Origin of the sequence: Rhodococcus indonesiensis, from assembly GCF_047782815.1 — a bacterium.
In the GTDB taxonomy this organism is placed as follows: Bacteria; Actinomycetota; Actinomycetes; order Mycobacteriales; family Mycobacteriaceae; genus Rhodococcus; species Rhodococcus indonesiensis.
Map to the genome: position 1 here is coordinate 2,893,505 of NZ_CP180630.1, position 18,411 is coordinate 2,911,915.

The 18,411-nt window shown below is 71.5% G+C and carries 18 protein-coding genes; 2 read left to right on the top strand and 16 right to left on the bottom strand.

The window, feature by feature from the left end; translation table 11 throughout:
* Positions 1–49: 49 nt before the first annotated feature.
* From argH to infC, 15 genes are all read right to left on the bottom strand, one after another.
* A complete protein-coding gene (gene argH / locus ACM26Y_RS13390) occupies positions 50–1,471 on the bottom strand; it encodes an argininosuccinate lyase (RefSeq protein ID WP_416061143.1) in 1,422 nt (473 codons plus the stop codon).
* Between the two features lie 2 nt (positions 1,472–1,473).
* Positions 1,474–2,673: an argininosuccinate synthase gene (locus ACM26Y_RS13395; RefSeq protein WP_003937975.1), complete on the bottom strand. Its 1,200-nt coding sequence runs from the start codon at positions 2,671–2,673 to the stop codon at positions 1,474–1,476.
* A 58-nt stretch (positions 2,674–2,731) separates the two neighbouring features.
* The gene (locus tag ACM26Y_RS13400; protein ID WP_414706298.1) at positions 2,732–3,286 is read right to left on the bottom strand and encodes an arginine repressor; all 555 of its coding nucleotides are present in this window, start codon (positions 3,284–3,286) and stop codon (positions 2,732–2,734) included.
* A complete protein-coding gene (gene argF, locus ACM26Y_RS13405; protein WP_003937973.1) occupies positions 3,259–4,188 on the bottom strand; it encodes an ornithine carbamoyltransferase in 930 nt (309 codons plus the stop codon). Before argF ends, ACM26Y_RS13400 begins: the two co-directional genes overlap by 28 nt.
* Before the next feature lie 4 nt (positions 4,189–4,192).
* Positions 4,193–5,380: an acetylornithine transaminase gene (locus ACM26Y_RS13410; RefSeq protein ID WP_371384586.1), complete on the bottom strand. Its 1,188-nt coding sequence runs from the start codon at positions 5,378–5,380 to the stop codon at positions 4,193–4,195.
* Positions 5,377–6,315 carry an acetylglutamate kinase gene (argB, locus tag ACM26Y_RS13415; RefSeq protein WP_416061144.1) on the bottom strand — a complete coding sequence of 313 codons (939 nt, stop codon included), beginning with the start codon at positions 6,313–6,315 and terminating at the stop codon, positions 5,377–5,379. The genes ACM26Y_RS13410 and argB overlap by 4 nt, the downstream gene beginning before the upstream one ends.
* Entirely contained in the window at positions 6,312–7,568 is a 1,257-nt protein-coding gene (gene argJ / locus ACM26Y_RS13420) for a bifunctional glutamate N-acetyltransferase/amino-acid acetyltransferase ArgJ (protein ID WP_003937970.1), read from the bottom strand. Before argJ ends, argB begins: the two co-directional genes overlap by 4 nt.
* Positions 7,565–8,638 (bottom strand): N-acetyl-gamma-glutamyl-phosphate reductase, encoded by a 1,074-nt coding sequence (gene argC, locus ACM26Y_RS13425; RefSeq protein WP_416061145.1) that lies wholly within the window; start codon positions 8,636–8,638, stop codon positions 7,565–7,567. The genes argJ and argC overlap by 4 nt, the downstream gene beginning before the upstream one ends.
* A 60-nt stretch (positions 8,639–8,698) precedes the next feature.
* The gene (locus tag ACM26Y_RS13430) at positions 8,699–9,046 is read right to left on the bottom strand and encodes a PspA/IM30 family protein (protein ID WP_416061146.1); all 348 of its coding nucleotides are present in this window, start codon (positions 9,044–9,046) and stop codon (positions 8,699–8,701) included.
* A gap of 28 nt (positions 9,047–9,074) precedes the next feature.
* Positions 9,075–11,561 (bottom strand): phenylalanine--tRNA ligase subunit beta, encoded by a 2,487-nt coding sequence (pheT, locus tag ACM26Y_RS13435; protein WP_416061147.1) that lies wholly within the window; start codon positions 11,559–11,561, stop codon positions 9,075–9,077.
* A 55-nt stretch (positions 11,562–11,616) separates the two neighbouring features.
* Positions 11,617–12,687, bottom strand: a complete 1,071-nt coding sequence (pheS, locus tag ACM26Y_RS13440; protein ID WP_003937966.1) for a phenylalanine--tRNA ligase subunit alpha — start codon at positions 12,685–12,687, stop codon at positions 11,617–11,619.
* A 108-nt stretch (positions 12,688–12,795) separates the two neighbouring features.
* Entirely contained in the window at positions 12,796–13,608 is an 813-nt protein-coding gene (locus ACM26Y_RS13445) for a TrmH family RNA methyltransferase (protein WP_416061148.1), read from the bottom strand.
* 49 nt (positions 13,609–13,657) lie between these two features.
* Positions 13,658–14,044, bottom strand: coding sequence for a 50S ribosomal protein L20 (gene rplT / locus ACM26Y_RS13450; protein WP_003937964.1), 387 nt, complete (start codon positions 14,042–14,044; stop codon positions 13,658–13,660).
* A 64-nt stretch (positions 14,045–14,108) separates the two neighbouring features.
* Positions 14,109–14,303 (bottom strand): 50S ribosomal protein L35, encoded by a 195-nt coding sequence (rpmI, locus tag ACM26Y_RS13455; protein WP_003937963.1) that lies wholly within the window; start codon positions 14,301–14,303, stop codon positions 14,109–14,111.
* An 89-nt stretch (positions 14,304–14,392) separates the two neighbouring features.
* Positions 14,393–15,052: a translation initiation factor IF-3 gene (infC, locus tag ACM26Y_RS13460; protein ID WP_003937962.1), complete on the bottom strand. Its 660-nt coding sequence runs from the start codon at positions 15,050–15,052 to the stop codon at positions 14,393–14,395.
* Between the two features lie 357 nt (positions 15,053–15,409).
* On the opposite strand from infC, the gene ACM26Y_RS13465 reads away from it, so the two are divergent.
* Positions 15,410–15,763, top strand: a complete 354-nt coding sequence (locus ACM26Y_RS13465; protein WP_003937961.1) for a DUF1844 domain-containing protein — start codon at positions 15,410–15,412, stop codon at positions 15,761–15,763.
* Positions 15,764–15,774: 11 nt separating this feature from the next.
* Here ACM26Y_RS13465 and ACM26Y_RS13470 read toward each other — a convergent pair whose 3' ends face one another.
* A complete protein-coding gene (locus tag ACM26Y_RS13470) occupies positions 15,775–17,586 on the bottom strand; it encodes a pyruvate kinase (protein ID WP_416061149.1) in 1,812 nt (603 codons plus the stop codon).
* A 118-nt stretch (positions 17,587–17,704) separates the two neighbouring features.
* On the opposite strand from ACM26Y_RS13470, the gene ACM26Y_RS13475 reads away from it, so the two are divergent.
* Positions 17,705–18,406: an alpha/beta fold hydrolase gene (locus ACM26Y_RS13475; RefSeq protein ID WP_003937959.1), complete on the top strand. Its 702-nt coding sequence runs from the start codon at positions 17,705–17,707 to the stop codon at positions 18,404–18,406.
* The last annotated feature ends 5 nt before the right edge of the window (positions 18,407–18,411 follow it).

Genomic DNA, 18,411 nt, shown 5'->3' on the forward strand with positions numbered 1-18,411 from the left:
GCCTGCCACATTACGTCGACCCGATGGCGGCGTTCGCCGAGCACGTCGGTCAGCCGCGTACCCAGTCCCGCAGCGCGCGGGTGACGGTACGGACACCGTCGAGCTGTTCACCGACCCGGACGCCTGCGGTGCCGCCGCGGGCGTTGCGCGAGGCGATCGAGCCCTCCACGGTGAGGACCTCACGTACCTGCGGGGTCAGTGCGGCGTCGACCGCGGCCAGTTCGTCGTCGGTCAGGTCCTCGAGTCCGACACCCCGTGCCTCCGCCGCGCGCACGCAGGCGCCGGCCGCCTCGTGCGCGACCCGGAACGGCACTCCCTGGCGCACCATCCACTCGGCGATGTCGGTGGCAAGAGTGAACCCGGCCGGTGCCAGCTCGGCCATGCGATCGGTGTGGAAGGTCAGGGTGGACACGAGCCCGGTGATCGCCGGCAGCAGGAGCTCGAGCTGCGCGACCGAGTCGAACACCGGCTCCTTGTCCTCCTGCAGGTCCCGGTTGTACGCCAGCGGCTGGGCCTTGAGGGTGGCGAGCAGGCCGGTGAGGTTGCCGATGAGGCGGCCTGCTTTGCCCCGGGTCAGCTCCGAGACGTCCGGATTCTTCTTCTGCGGCATGATCGACGAGCCGGTGGACCATTCGTCGGCGAGGGTGATGTAGCCGAACTCCGGCGTGCTCCACAGGATGACCTCCTCCGCCATGCGGGAAAGGTCGACCGCGATCATCGCGAACACGAACGCGGCCTCGGCGGCGAAATCCCGCGAGGAGGTGGCGTCGATCGAGTTCTCGGCGGCGGAGTCGAAGTTCAGCTCGGCCGCGATCGCGTCGGGGTCCAAGCCGAGAGAGGAGCCCGCAAGGGCTCCGGAACCGTACGGGGACACCGCGGCACGCGCATCGAAGTCCCGCAACCGCTGTACGTCGCGCAGAAGCGGATGGGCGTGGGCGAGCAGGTGGTGCGCGAGCAGTACCGGCTGCGCCGCCTGCAGGTGGGTCTTGCCCGGCATCACGGCGGTGGGATGGGCGGCGGCCTGGTCGGCGAGGGCGTCGACGACGGCGAGGACCCCGTCGGCGATACGTCGCGCCGCGTCGCGCAGCCACATCCGGAACAGCGTGGCGACCTGGTCGTTACGGGAGCGACCGGCGCGCAGCCGGCCGCCGACCTCGGGCCCGACCCGCTCGATGAGCCCGCGTTCGAGGGCGCCGTGGACGTCCTCGTCGGACTCGGCGGGGGTGAACGCACCGGAGGCGACGTCGGTGGCGAGCCGGTCGAGGCCGTCGAGCATGGCGGTGAGGTCGGCATCGCTGAGCAGGCCGGCCTTGTGCAGCACCCGCGCGTGTGCCTTGGAGGCACGGACGTCGTAGGGGGCGAGTGCCCAGTCGAAGTGGGTGGATTTGCTCAGCGCCGCCATGGCGGCGGCCGGTCCGGATGCGAACCGGCCGCCCCACAGGGCGCCTTCGTTGGTGCCGTGAGCGGTCATCGCTAGAGGCCCAGATCCCGCTTCGCGGCGACCTTGGAGGACAGGCCGTGGATCTGCACGAAGCCCTTGGCGTTGGACTGGTCGAAGCTGTCGCCCTCGTCGTAGGTGGCGAGGTTGAAGTCGTAGAGCGACTCGGGGCTGCGACGTCCGTTGACGGTGATGTGGCCGCCGTGGAAGACCATGCGGATGTCGCCGGTGACGCGCTCCTGGGTGTTCTTGATGAACGCGTCGAGGGCGTGCTTCAGCGGCGAGAACCACAGGCCGTCGTAGACCAGCTCGCTCCAGCGCTCCTCCACGCGCCGCTTGTAGCGGCCGAGTTCGCGCTCGACGGTGACGTGCTCGAGTTCCTGGTGCGCGGTGATGAGGGCGATGGCGCCGGGGGCCTCGTAGATCTCGCGGCTCTTGATACCGACGAGGCGGTCCTCGACCATGTCGAGGCGGCCCACGCCCTGAGCACCGGCGCGCTTGTTGAGCTCCTGGATGGCCTCGAGGACGGTGACGTGCTTGCCGTCGATGGCGACGGGACGGCCGGCCTCGAAGCTGACGATCAGCTCGTCGGGTGCCTGCCAGTGGGCGGTGGGGTCCTCGGTGTAGTCGTAGACGTCCTTGGTGGGGGCGTTCCACAGGTCCTCGAGGAAGCCGGTCTCGACGGCGCGGCCCCACACGTTCTGGTCGATGGAGAACGGCGAGCGCTTGGTGACGTTGATCGGCAGGCCGTGTTCCTCGGCGAAGGCGATGGCCTTTTCGCGGGTCCAGGCGTAGTCGCGGACCGGGGCGATGACCTGGAGGTCGGGTGCGAGGGCGCCGAAGCCCACCTCGAAGCGAACCTGGTCGTTGCCCTTGCCGGTGCAGCCGTGGGAGACGACGGTGCCGCCGTGCTCACGCGCGGCCTGCACGATGTGCTTGACGATCAGCGGCCGGCTGATGGCCGAGACCAGGGGGTAGCGGTCCATGTAGAGCGCGTTGGCCTGGACGGTGGGCAAGCAGTACTCGTTGGCGAACTCGTCCTTGGCGTCGACGACGATCGATTCGACGGCGCCGCAGTCGAGGGCGCGCTGGCGCACGACCTCCATGTCCTCGCCGCCCTGGCCGAGATCGATGGCGACGGCGACGACCTCCTTGCCGGTCTCCTTGCCGATCCAGCTGATGGCGACGGAGGTGTCCAGCCCGCCCGAGTAGGCGAGTACGACGCGATCGGCCATTGTGTTTGTGCTCCTTCTTGATTGAACGTGTGTCTGTGGTGCTCGGTGCGCGATCGGATCAGGCCAGGGATTCGATCTTCGCGGCGAGGTCGGCTCCGGTGAGGGGCTCACGCGCGATCACCGCGATGGTGTCGTCGCCGGCGATGGTGCCGACCACTTCGGGTAATGATGCCCGATCGAGTGCGCTGGCCAGATAGTGCGCTGCTCCGGGTGGGGTGCGGAGCACCGCGATGTTGCCGCTCGAGTCGGTGGAGACCAGCAGTTCGCCGAGGAGGCGGGAGAGCCGGTCGGTGCCTCCGGACACCCCCCGGACGGGGCTCCCGTCCTCGGGGACGACGTACACCCCGGGCCCGCCGTCGGCGCCGCGGAGTTTGACCGCACCGAGTTCCTCGAGGTCGCGGGAGAGGGTGGCGTTGGACACCTCGATGCCTTCGGCGGCGAGCAGCGCGGCGAGTTCCGGCTGGCTGCGGATCGCGCGGGTGGCGACGAGTGCGGTGATCCGGGCCTGCCGGGCCGCGCGGGTCGGGGCCGCGGCGGCGCCGGCCGGTCCGGCGCCGCTCGACGGTTCGGCCACGCTGCTCACGGTTACCGTTCGCGCTGCTCGAGCAGCCATACGAGCAGTGCCTTCTGGGCGTGGAGGCGGTTCTCGGCCTCGTCCCACACCACCGACTGCGGTCCGTCGAGAACCTCGTCGGTGACCTCGTCACCGCGGTGGGCGGGCAGGCAGTGCAGCACGACGGCCTTCGGGTCGGCGAGTGCGAGCAGCTCGGCGTTGACCTGGTACGGGCGGAAGGGACCGACGCGGTCGAGTCCGTCGTTCTCCTGGCCCATGGACGTCCAGGTGTCGGTGACGAGGGCGTCGGCGCCGGTGGCGGCGGCGCGCGCGTCCTCGGTGAGGGTGATCTGCGCGCCGGTTTCGGCGGCGCGGGCGCGGGCTGCGGCCACGACGGCGGGATCCGGGGCGAAACCGGCGGGGGCGGCGATCGTGACGTCGATGCCGGCGGTGACGCCGCCGAGCATGAGCGAGTGCGCCATGTTGTTGGCGCCGTCGCCGAGGTAGGTCAGTTTCAGTCCCTGCAGCTCCCCCTTGTGTTCGCGCAGGGTGAGCAGGTCCGCGAGGACCTGGCAGGGGTGGTACTCGTCGGACAGGGCATTGACGAGGGGCACGGTGGCGCCTTCGGCCATCGCCTGGAGTCGGTCCTGGCCGAAGGTGCGCCAGACGACGGCGTCGACGTAGCGGGACAGGACGCGGCCGGTGTCCTGCAGGGTTTCTTCCCGTCCGAGCTGGGTGGTGCGGCCGTCGACGACGACGGCGTGGCCGCCGAGCTGGGCGATGCCCATCTCGAAGGAGAATCGGGTGCGGGTCGAGTTCTTCTCGAAGATGACGCCGACGCCGCGCGGGCCCTCGAGGGGACGGGCCGAGAACGGCGCCTTCTTCAGGGCCGCGGCGAGGTCGAGGACCTCGCGCTGTTGCGCGGGCGTGAGGTCGTCGTCCTTCAGGAAGTGCTTCACCATGGGTCTAGTTTCCTTCCTGCCGGGCGGCGTCGAGCACGCAGGGCAGTGTCGCGACGAATCCGTCGGCCTGTTCCTGGGTGAGGATCAGCGGTGGGGCGAGGCGGACGACGTCGGGTGCGGCGGCGTTGACGAGATAGCCGGCGTCCCGGGCGGCCGCTTCGACGGCGGGGGCCCGGGTGTCGGTGAGGACGATGCCGAGCAGCAGGCCGGCGCCTCGGACGTGGTCGACGAGGGGGTGGCCGAGTGCCTCGATGCCGGTGGCGATGGATTTGCCGACGGCGTCGACGTGGGCGAGCAGGTCCTGCTCGTCGATGGTGCGCAGGACGGCGAGCGCGGCGGCGGCACACACCGGATTGCCGCCGAAAGTGGTGCCGTGCTTGCCGGGCTGGAAGAACTCGGCGGCCGGACCGGTGGCGAGGACGGCACCGATGGGCAGGCCACCGCCGAGGCCCTTGGCGAGGGTCATGACGTCGGGCACGATACCGGCGGCCTGGTGGGCGAAGAACGTCCCGGTGCGTGCGATGCCGGTCTGCACCTCGTCGAGGACGAGCAGTGCCCCGCGTTCGGCGGTGATGCGGCGGGCCTGGACGAGGTAGTCCTCGGGAGGCACGACCACACCGGACTCGCCCATGATGGGCTCGAGGAACACGGCGGCGGTGTTCTCGTCGACTGCGGCATCGAGGGCATCGGCGTCGCCGTAGGGGACGAACTCGACGCCGGGGGGCATGGGTTCGAACGGGGCGCGCTTGTCGGGCTGGCCCGTGAGGGCCAACGCACCCATGGTGCGGCCGTGGAAGGCCTTCTCTGCCGCGATGATCTTGGGCCGTCCGGTGAGCCGGGCGAGTTTGAACGCCGCCTCGTTGGCTTCGGTGCCGGAATTGCAGAAGAACGCCCGGCCGGGGTGCCCGAAGTGCGCGAGGAGGCGTTCGGCGAGTTCGACGACGGGTCCGCTGGCGTAGAGGTTGGACACGTGACCGAGGGTGTCGAGTTGTGCGGTGACGGCCTCCCGGATGGCGGGATGGCGGTGGCCGAGGGCGTTGACGGCGATGCCCCCGAGCAGGTCGAGGTACTGCTTGCCGTCGGCGTCGGTGACCACGGCACCGTCGCCGGCGACCAGGGCGATCTTGGGGACGCCGTAGTTGTTCATCAGCGACCCGGCCCAGCGCTGCTGGAGTTCGGACGTGCCGGTCATGGGGTGCCTTCCTGGGTGGGAGCGACCGCGGGTTGGGGGGTGACCATCGTGCCGATGCCTTCCTCGGTGAGGAGTTCGAGCAGCACCGAGTGCGGCTGTCGTCCGTCGATGACGTGGGCCGTCGGCACGCCGCCGCGGACCGCGCGCAGGCAGGCTTCCATCTTCGGGACCATCCCCGCGTCGAGGGACGGCAGTAGCTCGGCCAGCGCGTCGGCATCGATGGCGCTGGTGAGGGAACTGCGGTCGGGCCAGTCCGTGTAGAGGCCTTCGACGTCGGTGAGGACGACGAGTTTCTCCGCTCCGAGCGCCTCGGCGAGCGCGGCGGCCGCGGTGTCGGCGTTGATGTTGTGGACGATGCCGTCGGGGTCGGGGGCGATGGTGGAGACGACGGGGATGCGGCCGGCGGCGATGAGGTCGTGGACGGCGGCGGGGTCGACGGCGGTGACATCGCCGACGAGACCGATGTCGGTGTCCAGGCCGTCGACGACGACCGTTCGGCGCGTGGCGGTGAACAGGTGGGCGTCTTCGCCGGAGATGCCGACGGCGTACGGGCCGTGGGCGTTGATCAAGCCGACGAGTTCGCGTCCGACCTGCCCGAACAGCACCATGCGGACGACGTCCATCACCTCGGGGGTGGTGACGCGGAAACCACCGCGGAACTCCCCGGTCATGCCCAGTCGCTTCAGCATGGCGTTGATCTGTGGTCCGCCGCCGTGGACGACGACGGGGTGGACGCCGACGGTGCGCAGGAACGCCATGTCGGCGGCGAAGGCGCGCTTGAGCCGGTCGTCGATCATGGCGTTGCCGCCGTACTTGACCACGACGATCCTGTCGCGGAATTTCTGCAGCCACGGCAAGGCCTCGGCGAGGACGTAGGCCTTCTGGTGGGCGGTGAGCTGCGCGATGGGGTCGGTGCTCGCCTCGGTTCCGGTCATGACGAGTAGGCCGAGTTCTCTTCGACGTATCCGTGGGAGAGGTCGGTGGTGCGGATGGTCACCTCGACGTCGCCGACGCCGAGGTCGATGTCGAGGGCGATGTCGGGGCCGGACAGGTCGACCTCTCGGGCGCCGGGAGCGCCCACGCCGTCGATGCACACCGGGGATCCGTTGAACGTGACGGAGATGCGCTCGGGGTCGAGCGCGATGGGAGCGATACCGATGGCGGCGAGGACACGTCCCCAGTTGGGGTCGGAACCGAACAGGGCGGTCTTGACGAGGTTGTCGCGTGCAACGGTCCGCGCACCGACGAGGGCGTCCTGTTCGGTGGCGGCGCCGCGGACGGTGACGGTGACCCGCTTGGTGACGCCCTCGGCGTCGGCCGCCATCTGTGCGGCGAGGTCGTCGCACACTGCGAGGACGGCGGCGTCGAGCTGATCCTGGGTGGGGGTGATGCCACTGGCCCCGGACGCGAGCAGCAGCACGGTGTCGTTGGTGGAGGTCGACCCGTCGACGTCGAGACGGTCGAACGTGAGCCGGGTGGCAGCGCGCAGGGCGCGGTCGAGTTGCTCGGCGGTGGCGACCGCGTCGGTGGTGACCACGCACAGCATGGTGGCCAGGGCGGGGGCGAGCATGCCTGCACCCTTGGCCATGCCGCCGACGTTCCACTTGTCGGCGTGGTGCAGGGCGGCCTGTTTGGGGACGGTGTCGGTGGTCATGATGGCGTAGGCGGCGTCGGTGCCGCCGGAGATCCCGCCGGCGAGTTCGTGGACGATCTCCGCGACGCCGGCGAGGACCTTGTCCATGGGCAGTCGGTCGCCGATGAGGCCGGTCGAGCACACCGCGACCTCGCCGGCACCCGTTTCGGTGCCCCAGTTGCTGAGGGATTCGGCGACCTTCTCCGCGGTGGCGTGGGTGTCCTGGAAGCCGCCGGGTCCGGTGCAGGCGTTGGCGCCGCCGGAGTTGAGGATCACCGCGCGCAGCGCGCCGGACGTCAGGACCTGCTGCGACCACAGCACGGGCGCGGCCTTGATCTTGTTGGTGGTGAAGACGCCGGCTGCGGTCAGCTCCGGCCCCTCGTTGAAGACGAGCGCGAGGTCCGGGTTGCCGGAGGCTTTGATGCCGGCGGGGATGCCGGCGGCGCGGAACCCGGCCGGCGAGGTGACGCCCTGGGTGCGGATCAGGCGGCCGCCGGCGATCTCGACCGCGTCGGCGTAGACGTTGTCGTCGGTGGACTGTCTGTCGATGCTCACGGGGCGACTCCCACGGTGGACAGGCCGGCGGTCTCGGGGAGGCCGAGCGCCAGGTTCATGGATTGCACCGCCGCGCCGGCGGTGCCCTTGGTCAGGTTGTCGAGTGCGGTGACGACGACGAGGACGCCGGCGTCGGAGTCGACGGTGACGGCGAGGTGCACGGCGTTGGAGCCGAGTACCGCGCCGGTGCTGGGCAGCGTCCCTTCGGGCAGTACGTGCACGAACGGCTCGTCGGCGTAGGCCTTCTCGTACACGGCCCGGGCCTCGTCGGCGGTGGCGGTGGTGGGGGCGGTGCAGGTGGCGAGGATGCCGCGCGGCATCGGCGCCAGCACGGGGGTGAAGGAGACGGATACGGGGGCGTCGGTCAGGGTGGCGAGGTTCTGCTTGATTTCGGGGGTGTGCCGGTGCGCTCCCCCGACGGCGTAGGCCCGCACGGAGCCCATGACCTCGGAGCCGAGGAGGTCGGCTCGGAGGGACTTGCCGGCGCCGGAGGTGCCGGATACGGCGACGACGTGGACTGCCGGCTCGACGATGCCGGCTGCGACGGCGGGGGCGAGGGCGAGGGTGGCCGAGGTGGGGTAGCAGCCGGGGACCGCGATCCGGGTGGCTCCGATCAGGTGCTCGCGCTTGCCGGGGAGTTCGGGCATTCCGTACGGCCAGGTCCCGGCGTGATCTCCGCCGTACCAGCGCTGCCAGTCGGCGGACTCGGACAGGCGGAAGTCGGCGCCGCAGTCGATGACGACGGTGGTGTCGGGCAGCTGCTCGGCGATGACGGCGGAGTGGCCGTGTGGCAGACCGAGGAACACGACGTCGTGGCCGCTCAGGGTGTCGAAGTCGGTGGCGCCGAGGACGCGGTCGGCCAGCGGGAGCAGGTGGGGGTGGAATTCGCGGAGTTTCGCGCCGGCGTTGCCACCGGCGGTGAGTGCGCCGACGACGAGGCGGCCGTCCTGGTAGGCGGGATGACCGAGGAGCAGACGCAGGATCTCGCCGCCCGCATACCCGCTCGCCCCTGCGACGGCGACCCGAATCGGTGACTGTGCGGTCGCCGTGAATTCCGGTGAGTTACCCATGCGATCGATTATGCACCATCATGCAACTTCATTCACACGGGCGGGTGCGGGCGCACCCGTTCACTCCTGAGCCAGCGAGCGGCGGATCTCGCGCAGTCTGTCGGCGGCGGCCTGTCGGCGCTCGTCGAACTGCTCCTCGAGCGTGCGCCCCGCCACACTCTCGCGGGCGAGTTCCTCCGCACCGATTGCGGTGCCCGCGCGTCGCTCGATCTTCTCCCGCACCGAGTCGAACGTGGGCACTCCGGCCGGGGTGTAGCCGGAGTCCTCCCCCTCTGCGGGTGTCACGTCCGGCCCGACCGGGGACGCGGGAACGTCCGGCACCGACGGGGAACCGGGTTCCGCCGGGGTCACGTCCGGCACGGGCGCGGCCGGGGCGTCGGGATCGGGTGCGGACGGATCGGTAGTCATGCTCCCAGGCTACGTCCGCCGCGGTGGCTCAGTGCCGCAGTTCGGCGCCGACCGCCGCGCCGGCCGCGGCGACAGCGGAGTCCCGGGCCGCGCTGGCCTCGTCCTCCGTGAGGGTGCGGTCCAGCGCGCGGAAGCGCAACGCGAAGGCGAGCGACTTACGCCCCTCCCCCACCTGTGCGCCCTCGAACACGTCGAACAGGCGGATGTCCTCGAGCAGTTCGCCGCCACCCGCGCGCAGCGCCTCCTCGACGTCGGCGGCCGGGATCTCCTCGGCCACGACGACGGCGACGTCCTGCAGGACGGCCGGGAACGGGGAGATCTTCGGCGCCGGCAACGACTCTACGATCGGCAGCGCGTCGAGGTCGAGCTCGAAGGCGCACGTGCGGGCGGGCAGCCCGGCGCGCTCGAGCACCGCGGGATGCAGCTCACCGGCGTGACCGACGACGACACCGTCGACCAGCAGTTCGGCGCAGCGGCCCGGATGCCACGGCAGGTACTGCGCGGCGCGGCGCTGCAGCCGGACGCCGGAGGCGGCCGCGACGGTCTCTGCCGCGGCGAACGCGTCGGTCGCATCCGCGGGCCGGCCCGGTCCCCACGGCCCGGCGGGTTCCCGCAGGCCGCACAGCACCGCCCCGACGTGGACGGGCTGCGCAGGCAGCGAACCCTCGAGCAGCGCGATCTCCTCGTCCGTGGGGCGCCGGTCCACCGGCAGGGGCGGCACCGGCCGGGTACCGGGGCCGGGCAGGACGACCTGCGCGATCGCATAGAGCGCCAGGTCGCGCTGACCTCGGGAGACGTTGCGGGCGAGCACCTCGAGCAGGCCGGGCAGCAGCGTCGTCGCCAGCTCCGGACGATCGGCCTCGAGTGGGTTGAGGACCGTCGTGGTGGTGCGGCGGGGGTCGTCGGCGTCGAGACCCCACGTGTCGAACACGTGAGCCGGCAGGAAGACCGGGGCGAGCACCTCGACGTGACCGTCGGCGGCCAGGGCGCGGCCCACGGCGCGGCGTCGTTTCTGACTGGGGGTCAGTCCGCGGCCCGCCGGGGCAGCCGGGAGCACGGACGGGATCTGCTCCAGCCCCTCGAGCCGCAACACCTCCTCCACCAGGTCGGCGGGCTGACGCAGGTCGGGGCGCCAGGTCGGCGGTGTCACCACGAGCTGGCCGTGTCCGTCCGGGCCGACACCGACCTCGACGCCGCATCCGATCTGGGTGAGCCGGCGCGCGGCGGTGCCGGTCGGGTAGGCGACCCCGGCGATGCGGTCGGGCAGATCGATGTCCATGCGGATCGAGACCGGCTCGACGGGCACGGACAGGTCGGTCAGGACCGGCTCGACGCGGCCACCGGCGATCTCCACGAGCAGCGCCGCGGCGCGGTCCAGGGCCGGCAGCGCCACCTCGGGGTCGACGTTGCGTTCGAAACGCTTGCCCGCCTCGCTCACCAGCTTGTGGCGCCGGGCGCTGCGGAACACGGCCAGCGGGTCCCAGGTGGCAGCCTCGAGCAGGACCTCGGTGGTGGTGCCGCTCACCTCGGTCGCGGCGCCACCCATGATCCCGGCGAGGGAGACCACCCCGGAGTCGTCGGTGATGACGACGTCCTCGGGGTCGAGGGTGCGTTCGATGCCGTCGAGGGTGGTCAGCTTCTCCCCCGCCTGCGCACGCCGGACGACGAGCTCACCGCGGAGGGTGGCGGCGTCGAAGGCGTGCAGCGGCTGCCCGAGTTCGAGCAGCACGTAGTTGGTCACGTCGACGGCCGGGGAGATCGGGCGGATGCCGGACAGCAGCAGCCGCCGCTGCAGCCACCACGGCGACACGGCGCCGGGGTCGATGCCGGTGACCTTGCGGGCGGCGAAGCGGGTGGCTCCGGTCTCGCGTTCGAGCCGGATCGGGTAGGCCGGGCCTTCGGCGGGGTGGGGTGCGACGTGCGCGGGGTCGGCGAACTCGAGGTCGAAGCCGCACGCGAGTTCGCGGGTCAGTCCACGCAACGAGAAGCAGTAGCCGCGGTCGGGAGTGATGTTCAGCTCGATGACGGTGTCGCCGAGGCCGAGCAGGTCGTTGGCGTCGGTGCCCGGCTCGGCGGTGCCTTCCTCGAGCACGAGGATGCCCGAGTGGTCCTTGCCGACACCGAGCTCGGCGACCGAGCAGATCATCCCGTCGGAGACCCGGCCGTAGGTCTTGCGGGAGGCGATGGCGAAGCCGCCGGGGAGCACCGCGCCGGGCAGTGCGACGACCACCAGGTCGCCCTCGGTGAAGTTGCGGGCGCCGCACACGATGCCGCGCGGGGCGTCCTCCCCCACGTCGACCTGGCAGAAGCGGATGGGCTTCTTGAATTCGGTGAGCTCGGTGATCTCGAGGACGCGGCCGACGACGAGGGGGCCGTCGATGCGTGCGAGGGTGTCGACTTCCTCCACCTCGAGTCCGACCCGGACGAATCCCGCGTCGAGTTCCTCGGCAGTGACGTTCCACTCGGGGGTGGCGCGCTGCAGGATCTCGGTCAGCCAGGACTGCGCTACTCGCACTTTTCGCTCAGCTCTTTCGGTCGGTTCGGTTGTCGGATCTCGGGTTTGGGAGGTGTCAGCCCTGCACCCCGAAGGGGAGGGTGAAGCGGATGTCGCCCTCGACGATGTCGCGCATGTCGGAGATGCCGTTGCGGAACTGCAGGGTGCGCTCGAGGCCCATGCCGAACGCGAAACCGGTGTACTCGTCCGGGTCGATGCCGCTCGCGCGCAGCACGTTGGGGTTGACCATGCCGCAGCCGCCCCACTCGACCCAGCCGGCGCCGCCCTTCTTCTTGGGGAACCACACGTCCACCTCGGCGGACGGCTCGGTGAACGGGAAGTAGTTCGGGCGCATCCGGGTGCGGGTCTCGGGCCCGAACAGGGCTCGGGCGAATGCGTCCAGGGTGCCGCGCAGGTGGGCCATGGTCAGGCCCTTGTCCACGGCGAGGCCTTCGATCTGGGAGAACACCGGGGTGTGCGTGGCGTCGAGCTCGTCGGTGCGGAAGGTGCGGCCGGGGCACACCACGTAGATGGGGATGTCCCGGTGCAGCATGGTGCGCACCTGCACCGGCGAGGTGTGGGTGCGCAGCACCTGCCGTGAGCCCTCCGGCGCGATGTGGAAGGTGTCCTGCATCGTGCGGGCGGGATGGTCGGGCAGGAAGTTCAGCGCGTCGAAGTTGAAGTGTTCGGTTTCGACCTCGGGACCCTCGGCGATCTCCCAGCCCATGCCGACGAACACGTCGGCGATCTGGTCGGAGATGATCGTGATGGGATGCCGTGCGCCGGCGGGGCGTCGGCCGGCGGGCAGGGTGACGTCGATGGCCTCGGCGACGAGGACCGCGGCGTCGCGTTCGGCGAGGAGCACGGCGCGGCGCTCGTCGTACGCCGCGGTGACAGCACCACGGGCGGCATTGACCCGCTTGCCGGCGTCGGCGCGCTGGTTGCCGGGCAGGCTGCCCAGGGCGCGTTTGGCGAGGGAGACGGGCGCCTTGTCGCCGAGGTGGTCGATCTTGGCCTGGGCGAGCGCGTCGAGGTCGGTGGCGGCGGCGAACGCCTTCAGTGCGGCCTGGGTGGACGCGGCGAGCGACTCCTCGCTCAGGGCGCTCGGATCGACTGCCGGCGGGGTGCCGCCCTCGTTCTTGGCCACGACCGGTGCATCTCCTTCTTCGGGCGAACAATGGGTGTGGTGCCACGTTCGGCGTCGAGCGGATCGCGCCAGCGCAGCACCCGAATCCTAGGTGATGGCCGGGTCCCGCTAGGGCACGGCCCTGTCGGCGCGATGCTGCACGCGTGCGCTCGCGTACAGGCAGATCGAGGCGGCGGTGGCGAGGTTCAACGATTCGGCGCGGCCACGGATGGGAATGCGCACCCGATGGTCCGCCCGTGCCGCGACCGCCGGGTCGAGGCCGTGCGCCTCGTTGCCGAACAGCCAGGCGGTGGGGGCGGCGAGCAGCTCGTCGGCGTCGTCGAGGTCGACCTCGCCGTCGGCAGCGGTGGCGAGCACCTGCAGTCCGGCGGCGGCGAGCGCGTCGAGGACCGTGCCGGTGTCGCGTTCCCGGGCGAGCGGGAGGTGGAACACACTGCCCGCGGAGGCTCGGACGCATTTGCCGTTGTGGGGGTCGACGCTGTCGCCGGCCAGGACCACGGCGTCGGCGCCGACCGCGTCGGCCACGCGGATGACGGTGCCGGCGTTGCCGGGCTCGGCGATCCCGACGGGCACGGCGAGCAGCCGGGGCGGCGGTGTCAGGGCCCGCGCGAGGGGCACGTCGAGCAGATCACACACGGCGACGAGGCCCGGCGGGGTGACGGTGTCCGAGAGCCGGGCGGCGGCACGCTCGGTGACGGTGGAGACCCGCACGCCCCGGCGGTGGGCGGAGTCGAGCAGGTCGGGATAGCGGGCGGCGGCGGCTTCGGTGACGAACACCTCGTGCACGACGGCCGTGGCGAGAGCCTCGCCGACGGAGTTCTCGCCCTCGGCGAGGAAGCGGCCGGCCTTGCGGCGGTCGGCGGTGCGCAGCAGTTTGACAGCAGAAACGACCCGTGGGGTGCGCTCGGTGAGCGGGTCCACGGGTCGTTCCTGTGCCGGTGTGGCGTTCAGCGTCGTCTCGGCGCTGCGCTCAGGCGGCGTCGGCCGGCGCGTTGACGTCGGCGGGCAGCGCGGCCTTGGCCACGGCGACCAGGCCGGCGAACGCCTCGGCGTCGGAGACGGCGAGCTCGGCGAGGATCTTGCGGTCCACCTCGACACCCGCGGCCTTCAGGCCCTGGATGAAGCGGTTGTAGGTGATGTCGTTGGCGCGAGCAGCGGCGTTGATACGGCTGATCCACAGCTTGCGGAAGTCACCCTTGCGCGCGCGACGGTCGCGGTAGGCGTAGGTCAGCGAGTGGAGCTGCTGCTCCTTGGCCTTGCGGTACAGACGCGAGCGCTGCCCGCGGTAGCCCTTGGAAGCCTCGAGGATCGAACGGCGCTTCTTCTGGGCGTTGACGGCCCTCTTCACGCGTGCCACTGATATGTCCTGTCAATCTCGGGGGGCAGTAGATCGCCCCCGGGGGTCGGTCGGGGAAAGAAGCTCAGATGCCGAGCATGCGCTTGACGCGCGGGACGTCGACGTCGGCGACGGCGGCCTTGCCGTCGAGGCGACGCGTCACCCGGGAGGACTTGTGCTCGAGCAGGTGGCGGCGGCCGGCCTTCTGGCGCAGGATCTTTCCGCTGCCGGACACCTTGAATCGCTTCGCGGTGCCGCTGTGGGTCTTCGACTTGGGCATGGAGTCCTCAGTTCGTCGGGGATTTACTCGTGTTCGTCCGGCACGCGCGCAGCGGCCGGCCGGGCGGTGGGCCCGGTCGACCGGCGGAGCTACGCGGTGCCGTCGCCTGCTGCGGGCTTGTCCGCGGCAGGAGCCGGCCTGGCGGCGGAGGCCTGAGCGGTCTCCTGCGCCTTGGCGCGGGTCTTGGCGCCCTTGTGCGGGGCCAGGACCATGGTCATGTTGCGACCGTCCTGCTTGGGGGCGGTCTCGATGAAGCCGAGATCGGCGACGTCGGCACCGAGGCGCTGCAGCAGCCGGAACCCGAGTTCGGGACGGGACTGCTCGCGGCCACGGAACATGATCGTCACCTTGACCTTCGACCCGGCCTCGAGGAACCGCACCACGTTGCGCTTCTTGGTCTCGTAGTCGTGGTCGTCGATCTTCGGTCGGAGCTTCTGCTCCTTGATGACGGTCAGCTGCTGGTTCTTGCGCGACTCGCGCGCCTTCTGGGCAGCCTCGTACTTGAACTTGCCGTAGTCCATGATCTTGCAGACCGGCGGACGGGCGTCAGGGGCCACCTCGACCAGATCGAGATCGGCTTCGTATGCCAGGCGGAGTGCATCTTCAACACGCACGATTCCGACCTGTTCCCCGCCGGGTCCGACGAGCCGGACCTCGGGAACTCGGATGCGTTCGTTGATGCGGGTCTCAGCGCTGATGGGGCCTCCTAGGTAGAGCGGTGCGGTCCGGGTGACCGCGCCGCAGCACATGGGGCCGACTTCCGACGAAAAACCCCGCCGACGGCGCTCGCGCACCGGGCGGGGTCCGAATACCGACCGGCCCGACGAACCGCACGACACGACGGTCGTGCGTTCTCGTCCCCCGATCACTCGGGGTGCACACTCCCCGAACATCCCGGAGAGCGGCGGACCGGACCACTGAGCGAAGATCATGACCAGGTCATGGGCCGCGCAGAGGTGGGAGTCGGACTCCACTTTGCTGCCCGCGCGCAGGGCACGCGGACGGTCGTGTTCCAAATCCTAGCAAACTTCGAGCCCGCGATCGAATCGCCGGTTGCGGCCCGACCCGCTCTCGCGGCAGCGTGCGGCGGGTGGGATCGTGAAGTCATGACCGACACCCCCGATCCGACCGTGGCCGACGACGTCCGGCACCTGGGCGAGATCCCGGCCGTCGAGGTGATCAGCCGCGCCGCCGTGATGCTCATGAGTTCCGCCGCCGAGAAGCTCGGCCTGGCCGACGAGGATCCCGAGGCCGGCACCCACCGCGACCTGGACGAGGCGCGCCGCGTGATCACCGCCCTCGCCGGGCTGGTCACCGCGTCGGTGGAGTACCTGGGCCCGCACGCCGGGCCGCTGCGCGAGGGACTGCAGGCGCTGCAGCGGGCCTTCCGGGAGGCGTCGGCCTACCCGGACGAGCCGGGCAAGGGTCCGGGCGAGAAGTACACCGGCCCGGTCTTCTGACCGGGTCGGTCTCAGTGCAGCGGCACGCCGGGCTCCTCCCAGGCCCGCAGGCGCCGCAGCAGTGAGTCCTTCTTGCGCTGATGGTCGGCCATCCGGCACAGCACGTCGTCGAGGAACCGCACCGCGTGGTCGACGTACGGGCCCTTGTTGAGCATCACGCATTCGGCGCGGCCCGACGCTGCGGCGTCGGTGATCTCCGCACGCGAGGGACGGCCGGTGCGCGCGAGGGTGTCGAGGACCTGCGTCGCCCAGATCACCGGGACGTGCGCCGCCTCGCACACCCACAGGATTTCCTCCTGTACCTCGGCCAGCCGGCCGTAACCGGCTTCGACGGCGAGGTCGCCGCGCGCGATCATCACCCCCACCCGGGGTGAGTGCAGGGCCGCGAACAGGATGGCCGGCAGGTTCTCGAAGCCCACCACCGTCTCCACCTTGAGGATCACCCCGAGCCGGGTGCCGCCGAGCTCGGCGAGCCGGTCCTGCAGGCGCGCGACGTCGGCGGCGCTGCGGACGAAGGACAGGCTGACGGCGTCCGCGTGCGTGACCACGAACGGCAGCCGGTCCAGGTCCTCGTCGGTGAGCGCCGGCAGCCGCAACTCGGTGTCGGGCAGGTTGATGCCCTTGGCCGTGCCGAGCCGGGAGCCGCGCAGATCCGCGTCGGTGATGCGGATGCGCAGCCGTTCCGGGCCGGCCTCCTCGACGATCCCCCCGATCCGGCCGTCGTCGAAGAAGATCCGGTGCCCGATCCGGGTGTCGTCGAACACCTGGGGCAGGGTGCAGCCGATCCGGGGCGGACGGGCGTCGGGATCGGCCGGGGTGAGGTCCGGGTCCAGGATCAGCTCGTCGCCGACGTGCAGGGTGAGTCTGCGTTCGCGCGGGGAGAGGTCCGCAACGGCGGTGGCGTCGCCGCGCGCGGTCAGCCGGGTGCCGGGTACGAGGTAGGCGGTGTCGGTCAGTTCGGTGCGGACGTCCCCGGCGTCGGTGCCGGTGACGACCAGCGTGCGTCTGGAACCGCGGGTGTCGCGGAAGGTGATGCGGTCGCCGGGTCGGCGTCGGGCCAGCCACAGCTCGTCGGCGACGGGAACGACCACCTCGCCCGGGGCGGCCGCGGAGCCGCGGCGGGTGAGCCGCACCTGGACGGGCGCGACGGTGCGGCCGAGCGCGTCGCGTTCGGGTTTGGCGTGTACCACCGCGGGACCGGGGGCGACGGGGCCCGTGCGCAGCTTCGGCCCGGCGAGGTCCATGGTGACGGTGACGTGCCGGCCGTGGGCGCGTTCGGCGCGGCGCACGTGCTCGATCATGGCGGCCCACGCGTCGGGTTCGTCGTGAGCGCAGTTGATCCGGACGAGTTCGGCGCCGGCCCCGACGACCCGGTCGACGAGGTCGGCGTCGGTGGCCGCCTCGCTCGGCAGCGTCACCATGATGCGGGTCCGGCGGCCACCGCGGACGGGTCCGAGCAGGGCGGCGGCGTTGCGTTCGAGCAGGCGTTCGCCGGTGACGAAGTCCACCGGGCCGGGCCGGGTGTCGACCTCGGGCAGGTCCGCGAGGCCGGCCACGGCTCGGCGCACCGCGTCGACGGAGGCCAGGACGTGGGCTTCGGCGCGTCCCAGGGACGACAATCCCCACGCGGCGAGGTCGGATTGCAGCTCGCGGATGTCGCGGCGCCGCAGAGCGACGTAGTGCGCCAGGTTCTCCGCGCCGGCCCGGTGAGCGGGGTGTGCCTGCGCCCAGCGTTCGTCGGCGCCGGCCGCGGTGACGAGGCCGTCCCGCAGCTCGTCGAGCGCGGCGGCGAGGGCCGCGAGGTCGCCGTACGCACCGGTCATGCGCCCACCGTAGGGGCACGGCGTTGCGCGGGGTTTGCGCCCGGTTGAACAGTGCCGTTCCTGTGGGCGACCGTGTCGTTGACCCGCACCGTCGCCGGGATGACCGAGGATGGCCGTCATGGGCACACACCTGGTCCTCGTTCCCGGCTTCTGGCTCGGTGCGTGGGCGTGGGAGGCCGTCGCCGAGGAACTGCGGGCGCGGGGGCACCGGGTCGACGCCGCGACACTGCCCGGTCTCGAGTCCGTCCGGACCGACCGCTCCGGCATCACGCTCGACGACCATGTCGGTGCCGTCGTGGATGCGGTGGCGGGCGGTGCGGTCGTCGTCGCGCACAGCGGGGCCGGCCCGGTCGCGTACGCGGCGTCGGACCGGGTCCCGGCGGATGTGGCCCGCCTGGTGTACGTCGACACCGGACCGTTGCCGGATGCCGCTGCGCTGCGGCCGGATCTCGATACCGCCGTGACGGAGATCCCGCTGCCGCCGTGGGCGGAACTCGAGGCGGCCGGCAACAGCCTGCACGGACTCGACGACGCCGCGCTGCACCGGTTCCGGGAGCGGGCTGTGCCGCATCCGGCCGGTCCGGCGCGGACCCCCCTGGCCCTGCGCACCGACGCGCGCCTGGCGGTCCCGACGACCGTCGTGTGCACCAGCTTCCCGTCCGGGGCGATCCGGCAGATGGCGCGGGTGGGGCATCCCGTGGCCAGTGAGCTCGGTCGGCTCACCGACGTGCAGTACGTGGATCTGCCGACCGGGCACTGGCCGATGTGGTCGCGTCCCGCCGAACTCGCGGAGGTGCTCGACGCGGCAGCGCGCCGTTGAGGGTG

Coding starts and splice junctions, on each gene's coding strand:
- ACM26Y_RS13475 (WP_003937959.1), top strand. CDS start 17,705: ATGGGCACACACCTGGTCCTCGTTCCCGGCTTCTGGCTCGGTGCGTGG.
- rpmI (WP_003937963.1), bottom strand. CDS start 14,303: ATGCCCAAGTCGAAGACCCACAGCGGCACCGCGAAGCGATTCAAGGTG.
- ACM26Y_RS13470 (WP_416061149.1), bottom strand. CDS start 17,586: ATGACCGGTGCGTACGGCGACCTCGCGGCCCTCGCCGCCGCGCTCGAC.
- ACM26Y_RS13410 (WP_371384586.1), bottom strand. CDS start 5,380: ATGACCGGCACGTCCGAACTCCAGCAGCGCTGGGCCGGGTCGCTGATG.
- ACM26Y_RS13465 (WP_003937961.1), top strand. CDS start 15,410: ATGACCGACACCCCCGATCCGACCGTGGCCGACGACGTCCGGCACCTG.
- argH (WP_416061143.1), bottom strand. CDS start 1,471: ATGACCGCTCACGGCACCAACGAAGGCGCCCTGTGGGGCGGCCGGTTC.
- ACM26Y_RS13395 (WP_003937975.1), bottom strand. CDS start 2,673: ATGGCCGATCGCGTCGTACTCGCCTACTCGGGCGGGCTGGACACCTCC.
- argF (WP_003937973.1), bottom strand. CDS start 4,188: ATGGTGAAGCACTTCCTGAAGGACGACGACCTCACGCCCGCGCAACAG.
- infC (WP_003937962.1), bottom strand. CDS start 15,052: ATGTGCTGCGGCGCGGTCACCCGGACCGCACCGCTCTACCTAGGAGGC.
- ACM26Y_RS13400 (WP_414706298.1), bottom strand. CDS start 3,286: ATGGCTGCTCGAGCAGCGCGAACGGTAACCGTGAGCAGCGTGGCCGAA.
- ACM26Y_RS13430 (WP_416061146.1), bottom strand. CDS start 9,046: ATGACTACCGATCCGTCCGCACCCGATCCCGACGCCCCGGCCGCGCCC.
- argB (WP_416061144.1), bottom strand. CDS start 6,315: ATGACCGGAACCGAGGCGAGCACCGACCCCATCGCGCAGCTCACCGCC.
- argC (WP_416061145.1), bottom strand. CDS start 8,638: ATGGGTAACTCACCGGAATTCACGGCGACCGCACAGTCACCGATTCGG.